At 66.7% G+C, this 8,509-nt stretch carries 5 protein-coding genes and 3 pseudogenes; 3 read left to right on the plus strand and 5 right to left on the minus strand.

Features of this window, described 5'->3' with window-relative positions; all coding sequences use genetic code 11:
* On the minus strand, positions 1-423 hold a 423-nt coding region (locus GA0115259_RS11265; RefSeq protein WP_141716525.1), incomplete at its 3' end, for an RICIN domain-containing protein.
* Between the two features lie 900 nt (positions 424-1,323).
* Between GA0115259_RS11265 and GA0115259_RS11270 the strand changes: the two genes are divergently transcribed.
* Both GA0115259_RS11270 and GA0115259_RS11275 read left to right on the plus strand, forming a co-directional pair.
* Positions 1,324-2,754 (plus strand): endo-1,4-beta-xylanase, encoded by a 1,431-nt coding sequence (locus GA0115259_RS11270; protein ID WP_093594577.1) that lies wholly within the window; start codon positions 1,324-1,326, stop codon positions 2,752-2,754.
* Positions 2,755-2,854: 100 nt separating this feature from the next.
* Entirely contained in the window at positions 2,855-4,153 is a 1,299-nt protein-coding gene (locus tag GA0115259_RS11275; RefSeq protein ID WP_093594580.1) for an RICIN domain-containing protein, read from the plus strand.
* Between the two features lie 83 nt (positions 4,154-4,236).
* Here the strand turns inward: GA0115259_RS11275 and GA0115259_RS11280 are convergent.
* The 4 genes and pseudogenes from GA0115259_RS11280 to GA0115259_RS11290 all read right to left on the minus strand — a co-directional run.
* Positions 4,237-4,686: pseudogene (locus tag GA0115259_RS11280) on the minus strand (transposase family protein); the annotation flags it as partial.
* A 283-nt stretch (positions 4,687-4,969) separates the two neighbouring features.
* Positions 4,970-5,338, minus strand: coding sequence for a hypothetical protein (locus GA0115259_RS11285; protein WP_093594583.1), 369 nt, complete (start codon positions 5,336-5,338; stop codon positions 4,970-4,972).
* A gap of 112 nt (positions 5,339-5,450) precedes the next feature.
* Entirely contained in the window at positions 5,451-6,173 is a 723-nt protein-coding gene (locus GA0115259_RS41680) for an RHS repeat-associated core domain-containing protein (protein WP_256097977.1), read from the minus strand.
* A pseudogene (locus GA0115259_RS11290) lies at positions 6,159-7,562 on the minus strand (DNRLRE domain-containing protein); the annotation flags it as partial. The pseudogene GA0115259_RS11290 and the gene GA0115259_RS41680, both read right to left, overlap by 15 nt.
* On the opposite strand from GA0115259_RS11290, the pseudogene GA0115259_RS40195 reads away from it, so the two are divergent.
* Positions 7,555-7,886: pseudogene (locus GA0115259_RS40195) on the plus strand (glycoside hydrolase domain-containing protein); the annotation flags it as partial. The pseudogenes GA0115259_RS11290 and GA0115259_RS40195 overlap by 8 nt on opposite strands.
* Positions 7,887-8,509: the final 623 nt, after the last annotated feature.

Genomic DNA, 8,509 nt, shown 5'->3' on the forward strand with positions numbered 1-8,509 from the left:
GATCAGCCTCACATAGCCACCGGAGCTGTCGGCCAGCCGCCACTGCTGGTTGGTGGCGTTCACGTCGGTCCACTGGACGATCGGGCCGCCGTTGGCGGTGGACCCGTTCTGGACGTCCAGCACCTTGCCGGAGTGGCGGGACTTGATGCGGTAGTAACCGCCGCCGGCGTCGACGAACTGCCACAGCTGCTGGTTCTGATCGTTCCTGGTCCACTGGGTGATGCGTGCGCCGTCGTTGGTCGCCAGGTTGTAGACGTCCAGGGCCTTGCCGCTGTTGCGGTTGACCAGCACATACGAGGCGTTGGGGTCTACGGTCGCCGCGCCGGCGGGCTGGGCGCCGAGGAAGGTGGCCCCGAGCAGCAAGGGCACGAGGACGGCGAGTAAGCGCCTGAGACGGACCGGGGACGGAGGGCGAAACCACATCAGAGGGCCTCCTGTGGGGGCGGGGGTGAGGTGACCCCGATGAAACCGGCGAGCGGGCGTGCCGGGGGACAGGGAAAATCTCGAAAGTTTCGAAGAATTCCCGGATGCCTCGACGGCACAAGCTAGGAATGTGGGGCCCTCTGGTCAAGACCTGTCGCCGATCTGTCCACAAACGACGTCTCCCCTTTGGGCTTGACGAGCTGTCGCGCCGACCGGAACCACTCCGGAGTCTGCGGATGCGGCTCGCCGGTCAAAGGCGTCCGTGCGGAGGTGAGAGGCCGAGGAAGCAGCTCCGCGTACTCGCCCGAGGCCCGGCCCTACGGCATCCGTCGACGGCGGCGCTGGGGTTCGCCTTCCGGCTCGCCAGGATTCGGCAAGTTTCGGGCGAGGAACCGAAACTTCTTCTGCGGGAGGTGTTGACGATCCATCGTCAACACCCTAATCATCCCTGTCTGAGATACCGGGCATAGTTCGAGATACCGAACGGCGTCGGCCCTGAGCAATCTTTGCCGCACGGCAGATCCACGCACAGCCGCACGACAGATCCGCGCACCGAAGCACCTGTGCCACCCCGTTTCGTTCCGGTGAGGTTCGCACCAGCGCGTCGGCTCTTCGCACAGTTGGAGAGGTACGCGACGCCGTGTGGCGGTCCCCCGGCTGAGCCGCGATGGAGCACCCCTTGCCTGTGTCGAACACCGCCCGCCGCCCGCCGTGCGTCACCCGACGGCCGACCGGGTGCCGTCCGTGCCAGTTGAGATCGTCCCGGTCCCATGACCGCAAGGTCCGGTGATTCCGTGCTGCCCGGGTTCCGGCCCGCCCCGTCCGTCTGCCGAATGGGAGCGGACGACGCATTCCCCCGCGCTTCACTCCTTCCGTGATTTCTACCTTGGAGGCACAGTCATGGGCTCGTATGCCCTTCCCAGATCCGTTGTCCGCCGGAAGATCCGCGGACTGCTGTTGGCGCTGGTCGTCGGCGCCTCAGGTACGGTTGCCGCACTGGTCGCGCCGCCGACCGCACACGCCGCCGAGAACACGCTCGGCGCCGCGGCGGCGCAGAGCGGCCGCTACTTCGGCGCCGCCATCGCCTCCGGCAGGCTGGGTGACTCGGCGTACACGACGATCGCGGGCCGTGAGTTCAACTCGGTGACGGCCGAGAACGAGATGAAGATCGACGCCACCGAACCGCAGCGGGGCCAGTTCAACTTCACCGCCGGTGACCGCGTCTACAACTGGGCGGTGCAGAACGGCAAGCAGGTGCGCGGCCACACCCTGGCCTGGCACTCCCAGCAGCCCGGCTGGATGCAGAGCCTCAGCGGCAGCACGCTGCGCCAGGCGATGATCGACCACATCAACGGCGTGATGGCCCACTACAAGGGCAAGATCGCCCAGTGGGACGTCGTGAACGAGGCGTTCGCCGACGGTAGTTCGGGAGCCCGGCGCGACTCCAACCTGCAACGCACCGGCAACGACTGGATCGAGGTCGCCTTCCGCACCGCGCGCGCCGCCGATCCGGCCGCCAAGCTCTGCTACAACGACTACAACGTCGAGAACTGGACCTGGGCCAAAACCCAGGCCATGTACGCCATGATCCGAGACTTCAAGCAGCGCGGTGTGCCGATCGACTGCGTCGGCTTCCAGTCGCACTTCAACAGCGGCAGCCCCTACAACAGCAACTTCCGCACCACCCTGCAGAACTTCGCCGCTCTCGGCGTCGACGTGGCCATCACCGAACTCGACATCCAGGGTGCCCCGGCCACGACCTACGCCGACGTGACCAACGACTGCCTGGCCGTGCCGCGTTGCCTCGGCATCACCGTCTGGGGTGTGCGCGACACCGACTCCTGGCGACCGGAGCACACGCCGCTGCTGTTCAACGGCGACGGCAGCAAAAAGCCCGCCTACACCGCTGTCCTCGACGCGCTCAACGGCGGCTCCACCACGCCCCCTTCGGATTCCGGGCCGATCAAGGGCGTCGGTTCAGGCCGCTGCCTGGACGTGCCCGGCACCAGTACCACCGACGGAACCCAGCTCCACCTGTGGGACTGCCACAACGGCACCAACCAGCAGTGGACGTACACCGCCGCCGGCGAGCTCAGGGTCTACGGCAACAAGTGCCTGGACGCTGCCGGCACCGGCAACGGCACCCAAGTCCAGATCTACAGCTGCTGGGGCGGCGACAACCAGAAATGGCGCCTCAACTCCGACGGATCCATCGTCGGAGTCCAGTCCGGTCTCTGCCTCGACGCCGTCGGAGGCGGCACCGCCAACGGCACTCCGATCCAGCTCTACTCCTGCTCGAACGGCAGCAACCAACGCTGGACCCGCACCTGATGGGACCTGTCACAGGCGAAAGGGCGAATCGATGAAGACCTACGGTGCGGCTTCCCCCGCCCCTCCACAAAGACATCGCTGGTGGTCCCGGGTCGCCGCCGTGGTGGCGGCGACCCTCGCGATCGGCATGCTCGCCGCGGTGAATCCGGCGCCCGCCGAGGCGGCGACGGTGGACACGAATGCCTGGTATGTCCTGGTCAATCGCAACAGCGGCAAGGCACTGGACGTCTCTGGCACGTCCACCGTCGACGGCGCGCGGGTCAACCAGTGGACGCGCAACGACGGAGCCCATCAGCAGTGGCAGTTCGTGGACTCCGGCGACGGCTTCTACCGCCTCAAGGCCCGGCATTCGGACAAGGTTCTCGACGTGGCCGGCGCCTCGACCGCAGACGGTGCCGCGATCCAGCAGTGGGCCGACCACAACGGGGCCAACCAGCAGTTCCGCCTGGCCGACTCCGACGCGGGCCACGTCCGGCTGATCAACCGCACCAGCAGCAAGGCGGTGGAGGTGCAGGGCGCGTCCACCGCCGACGGCGGCAACGTCGTCCAGTACACCGACTGGGGCGGCGCCAACCAGCAATGGCAGATGATCAAGCTGTCGTCCGGTGGCGGCGGATGCGGCAGCGCCCCGACTCTGGCGAGCGGTACGCACACGATTCAGAGCGGCGGTAAGAGCCGCAGCTTCATCCTCAGGGTTCCCGCCAACTACGACAACAGCCACCCCTACCGGCTGATCTTCGCGTTCCACTGGCGGGGGGGAACCGCCGGCGACGTCGCCTCGGGCGGCACAAGCGGGAACGCCTGGTCCTACTACGGCCAACAGGAACAGTCGAACAACAGCGCGATCCTCGTCGCCCCCCAGGGCCTCGGCAACGGCTGGGCCAATTCGGGCGGTGAGGACATCACCTTCGTCGACGACATGATCCGGCGAATCGAGGGCGGCCTCTGTGTCAACCCGGCACAGCGCTTGGCCACGGGATTCAGCTGGGGCGGCGGTATGAGCTACGCACTCGCATGCAGCCGGGCGAACGTCTTCAGGGCTGTCGCGGTCATTTCCGGCGCTCAGATCAGCGGGTGCAGCGGCGGCACCCAGCCCATCGCCTACTTCGGAATCCACGGCATCAGCGACTCCGTTCTCAACATCGCGCAAGGACGGTCCCTGCGCGACAGATTCGTCAGCAACAACGGCTGCACCCAACAGAGCCCGCGCGAGCCCGCGCCGGGCAGCCGAACGCACATCACCACCACCTACTCGGGCTGCCGTGCCGGGTACCCGGTCCAGTGGGCCGCGTTCGACGGAGGTCACATACCCGGTCCGGTCGACGGCTCCTCCGGTGAAAGCGGCGTCGCCACCTGGACCAAAGCAGAGATCTGGAGATTCTTCGCACAGTTCCAGTGACTCAGTGACGCGCGCACCACGGAGTGGAGCCAGGACAATCCTGGCTCCACTCCGTCGACGGCTGTCCCAGAATGGAGGACGCAGCCGCCTTTTGGCCTGCGGACCTGGATCTCGGTGGCGTCGAGACGGAGCTCGATGCCCTCGGCCCAGGCATAGGCGAACACGTCCGCCAACGTCCGCAACCGCAGGTCAGGGCGGTTAGGGACCGCGCACCCCCGCTCGGCCGGGAGTGTGCGTATCTCCCCGACGGCCCTGGTGATGGTGGAGCGGTTGACGCCGAACAGCAGCCCGAGGACGGCGTGCGGGAGGTCGTGCCTCAGGTGAATGAGCGTGGCCACCAGCCGGTCGACGAAGACCAGCTGGTGGCGGGCGCCCGCGCCCTCGGCCCGCTTCCTGGACCCGCCTCGCGCAGCATGGCGGCGGCCTTCCACGCCGGCCTGCCACGGCACGGCCAACTCCTCGATCAGACAGGCCAGATGACGCCGGGAGACCCCCGTGAACAGCCGATGTGCCAGGACCGCCCGATTGACCATGATCGCCACAGCCGGATCATGCCACCGGACGGGCACGACGCCTCACCCGCTATCACGCACCAACTCGGAATTGGCCTTGCCGTAGTCGCCGCCATACTGCTCACCCGCCCGCTGCGCACCCGTATTACGTACGCTGCTCCGGGCGGCGCTCGCTGGCCGCCCCGCCGTCACCATCGACGGACTGGTCTACCTCAAGTAGAGGATTCCGCACGCCGTACACACAGCTCTGCCCCGCCACTTCGGGTGGCAGGGCAGAGCTGCGGGCGCCGTCGGCACGGGCGGGTCACATCGGCAGGGAACCGTACAGTGCGGCGCCGACAGCGGCGAAGATCGCGCTGGCCCACCATGGCCAGGAGGGTGTGCGCCTTCTCGCCACATAGGAGAGGGCCATGGCGGCCATGGCGGGCCACAGAACGCCGAAGGCGGCACCGCTGGGCGAGAAGTGGTCTGTGGCGATCGCGGCGACCGCATAGCTGGCTATCGCGGCTGTCGCGGCGATCAGGAAGCCCGTGCCGAACGGATTCCAAGCGGCGAACTCTGCCTCCCGCCGTTTGCCTCGGACGGAGAGCGTGATCGATGCGATCAGTGCCGTACCGGCGGCTACGGTCCACAGCAGCGCGAGGATGATCAGGACGGGACTCGGTGAATTCATACAGATCCTTTTACCGGCCTCCTCCGGCCGGGAGGTGTTCCCGGCCGGAGGAGACTCTGGTGGTAGATGGGACAGGGGCGCCGTCGGGGTCGGTGCCGACGGCGCCCCGCGTCTACAGTTTGGTCTTGATGCACTTGTCGTAGACGGCGTCGATACCCAGGATCGCCGAGCCTGCGGTGATCATCATCGTTGCCAGGCGTTTGCCGCGCAGGTATCGGGTGCATGCACTCATTACGCGGGTCACGGCGGCCCGAATGCCACCCCAACGCCTGATCACCTGCCAAATTCTGCGGATCTTGGCGGCGGCGAAGTAGGCGCTACCGAGGACCCACAAAATGGCGCCCACACACACGGTGACCCGGTAGGCGCGGCCCCAGGAGAACCAGCCCTTGCCGTCCAGGTCGAACATGGTGATCGGGTCCGGCGGGTAGCCATAGGCGTTCGCGCCGCCGCCGACCACCGGGTCCAGTTGAAGGAACCGGCCGGTGGTGGAGTCGTAGGCCCGTGCGCCCACCAACGTGAGTCCGGAGGGAGTTTCGCCGGAGCGTTGCCGTACCCCGAGCCAGTCGTACCGCGCGGGCGTACTGCTGGCGCGCGTGTTGCCGTACTCGTCGGTGTCCTGGACGGTGGGGGCTTTACTGATGTCGAGCGGCAGTTGGAGGGTGATGTCACCGTGGATGTCACTGAGCTGCAGGACGGTGTCGCCCGTCTTGCTCGTGGTGGCGGTGACGCCTCCGCCGAGCGATTCGACGTAGCGGGTCACACTGCCCTGGCTGTCTTCCGTGACCCAACCGGGAGTGTCACATCCGCAGTCGTAGTGGCTGAGCAGATTCACTGTGCCGGGGCCCACCTCCTCGGTGGTGGCATCGTCTGCGGCGCGGTCGACGATCACGTTCAGCGGGTCGGTCCCGCCAACGGCGGAGTTGGGACCGGTGAAGTTGGCCTTGATCTCGATGCTGCCGTCCGGATCGACGGTGTTGGTGGCGTTCCAGACCAGTGCGGCGTTCTTGCCGCCGGTCAGCGGCACCGGCCAGGCGGACAGGGCTACGCCGTCTTTGGTGACGTCCCCGGCGGGGATCACCACCCACGCGTCTGCGGCGGAGCGGCGCCAGGAGAAGGAGACATTGTTGTACTTTGCCGCGTCGGCCTCGGCGACCAGCGGAAGCCGACGGGCGGTGCGCTGCCCTTCGGAGGGCTGGGCGAAGCCGCCCGGGCCAGCGTGGAAATCGTAGCTGAGGGGCTCGGACTTGTTGTCAGCCTTGTCCACGGCTCGCACGTGCAGCGTGTGATTGCTGTCGCGCGGCGGGGTGACGGAGATGTTCCTGGCCGCGGCGGAGCCGTTGGTGGTTACCTTGGTCCAGGTCTCGCCGTCCAGCGACCACTCCAGCCACTGGTGATCGGTGGCCGGTGGGGTGACATTGAAGATACCGGCTTGGCCGGCGCCCTTGACCCAGGCGGTCGACGGGTAGTCCGTCGAGGTGATCGCCGTGGGTGCGGAGGGGGCCGTGGTGTCGACTGTGAATGTCTTCTCCGCCGACCAGCCGTTGTTGTAGTGCGTACCGTCGTACGGGAACGTACGGAAGCGGTAGGTCTTGCCGTTGGCCAGCACCCCGGCGGGTACCTTCACCGAGGCGATCTGTCCGGATGGTGCGAATGGTGAGACCAGGACATCGCCGACTTGCGCGTTGGTTGTGTTGTCGAAGATCTGGAAGGTTCCGTTGACCTTGTCGCCATTGGCGTCGCCGAAGGTGTCACGCAGTGTCGGGGTGAGTGTGTTGACGGCGTAGGCGCCGCTGTACGAGAAGTACGGCGGGCCCGCTTCCTGCTTGGTGCCGGTGCGCGACCGGTAGTTGTAGTTCACGACCAGTTTCGGTGGGTTGGACGCCGCGTTGGCGGAGTTGACCCGTTTCCACTGCGCGACGACGCTCTCGTCCGAGGCGCGCAGGCCCATGTGGCCGCGGGTGGCCTTGGCCGAGGCCCATTCCTGCACCAGGGCTGTCACGTCGGCGTTGATCCAGCCGTCGGGCTGGCTGGTGCACGCGGTGTTGCCGCGTGTTTCGGTGGAGGTGGCCTTCTTCGCTGTCATCGTGGGCCGGTTCGTCCACCGGCTGGAAGTGGATGCAGCGCCTGAGGACCAGACCTCCCAGGGGTAGGCCTTGCAGTCGGTGTTGTTGCCGGAGTGGAAGTTCCACAGGCTCAGTTTGGCGTCGAGGACGAGCGCCTCCACCGCGGTCCTCACCTACGTAAGGGCCTGGACCCGTGCCGTCCACTCGAAGAACTACTGGTCCGGCTACTACGGCTTCAGATCCACCAGCGCCGCTGCGGTCGCGACCGCGAAGGATCGCACGGATCTGCCCGACATCATGTGGTACGCGCTGTGGGACCAGGACAAGACGACCACACGTGACTGGCCCTGGAGCACGTCGCTGTCACGGGCCATCGCCGCGGGCACCAGTACATGGTCAACAGCAAGGAGACCAGGGGCGGTGTCCCCCTGTCCGTCGACCGCAACGACTGGGACGCTCCCGTCGCTGTTATCGCCGAGTAGACGAAAACGACTGGCTGGACGCCCACCAGTAGTGCCGACCGCAGGGAGTGCCGAGAACGCATTTGTGGGGTCGCGACAGTCTTCTCAACGCATTCAGCTGTCGGCCTGTGGCTTTGCTGAGTGCCGCGGGAGATGTTCGTACGCAACTCTTCCCTGGACCCACCGGTGGACAGTCGGTGGACAGACGCCTTTGGACGGTGCCTCACGAGGTGGCACGAGTCAACCTGTCGCACCTGCTCTGATCAGGCGGGACGACACAGGGCGGCACAACACGGCACCACGCAGCACGAACGCTCACGGTCTCGTAATGCGTAGGTCTCGGGTTCGAATCCCGAAGGCGGCTCCAAGGCGAACCCCAGGTCAGGCCTCTGAACTGGGGTTTTTCCTGAAGGCTGACCGTGAGTTCCGTGCGAATCGGGCAAGTGCGACCTATGCCTCGTAAAGCGTAGGTCGCCGGTTTGCTCGCAGTTGTCGATGCGTAGTCGCGAGGCTTTGACCCGCTGTTTTGATCTGCCGAGCCGCAGAATTCGCCTGGTGCTCGGTGCCTCCGGTGGACGGCCGGTGGACAACTGTGCGTGATGAGGCGTCAGAAACCGCGCGAGGAGTCCGAGCCTTGGTGCCGC

Source organism: Streptomyces sp. MnatMP-M17 (assembly GCF_900091995.1).
Classification (GTDB): domain Bacteria; phylum Actinomycetota; class Actinomycetes; order Streptomycetales; family Streptomycetaceae; genus Streptomyces.